Origin of the sequence: Mycobacterium colombiense (genome assembly GCF_001672755.1) — a bacterium.
GTDB classification, from domain to species: domain Bacteria; phylum Actinomycetota; class Actinomycetes; order Mycobacteriales; family Mycobacteriaceae; genus Mycobacterium; species Mycobacterium colombiense_C.
In genome coordinates this window covers 1-1,141 of sequence record NZ_LZKI01000008.1, presented here as the reverse complement: position 1 = coordinate 1,141, position 1,141 = coordinate 1, and the positions used below count along the sequence as shown (strand labels likewise).

The 1,141-nt window shown below is 69.6% G+C and carries 1 protein-coding gene and 1 pseudogene; one reads left to right on the top strand and one right to left on the bottom strand.

The features are described from left to right. The coding region (locus A5708_RS01665) for a VWA domain-containing protein (protein ID WP_065026966.1) at positions 1 to 838 on the top strand (838 nt) is incomplete at its 5' end. A gap of 4 nt (positions 839 to 842) precedes the next feature. Here the strand turns inward: A5708_RS01665 and A5708_RS01660 are convergent. Beyond that, a pseudogene (locus A5708_RS01660) lies at positions 843 to 1,141 on the bottom strand (hypothetical protein); the annotation flags it as partial.

The window sequence follows — 1,141 nt, the reverse complement described above, 5'->3', positions numbered from 1 at the left end:
CGACACCCCCGTGGCGCAATCGCCGTGGCGGCACCTCCCGATCGCGGTGTCGCTGCTGTGCCTGGCGCTGTTGACCATCGCGCTGGCCACCCCCACCCACGACATGCGCATCCCGCGCAACCGCGCCGTCATCATGCTGGTGATCGACATGTCGCAGTCCATGCGGGCGACCGACGTCGAGCCCAACCGGCTCAAGGCCGCCGAACAGGCCGCCACGCAGTTCGCCGGCCAGCTCACGCCCGGCATCAACCTCGGGCTGGTCGGATTCGCCGGCACGCCCTATCTGCTGGTGCCGCCGACCCCGCAGCACCAGGCCACCATCGACGCGCTGAAGAAGCTGGATTTCGCCGACAGCACCGCCACCGGCGAGGCGATCTTCACCGCCCTGCATGCGATCAGCGCCACGGCCGTCGCCGGCGGCGACAAACCGCCACCGGCCCGCATCGTGCTGGAGTCCGACGGCGCCGAGAACGTGCCGCTGGACCCCAACGCGCCGCAGGGGGCGTTCACCGCGGCCCGCGCCGCCAAGGCCGAGGGCGTGCAGATCTCGACGATCTCGTTCGGCACCCCGTACGGCACCGTCGACTACGAGGGCGCCACCATCCCGGTCCCGGTCGACGACCAGACCCTGCAGAAGATCTGCGAGATCACCGATGGTCAGTCGTTCCACGCCGACAGCCTGGACTCGCTGAAGAACGTGTACTCGACGCTGCAGCGCCAGATCGGCTACGAAACCGTGAAGGGCGACGCGAGCCTGGCCTGGATGCTGCTCGGCGCCTTCGTCATGGCCGGCGCCGTCTTGGCCGGTCTGCTGCTGAACCGCAGGCTGCCCGCCTGAGCGCTCAGCTGGGCAGGCGCCGGTTGATCAGCAGCGCCAGCGCCGTCGCGATCAGGGCGGTCAGCACGCCGAGGCGCAGCCAGCCGGCGCTGCCCGGCCCCGGCACGGTGCGATAGCCGATCTCGTTCTCGATGGCGTTGTAGCTCTTTTCGAGCTCACCCAGGCTGGTGGCGGTGTAGGACTGCCCGCCGGACAGCTTGGCGACCATCTTCATCTGGTCGGTCGAGACCGGGACGGCGATGCGCTGCCCGTCCATCTCGATCTCGCCGCCCTTGGTCCCGAACGAGATCGTCGAGATGGGCA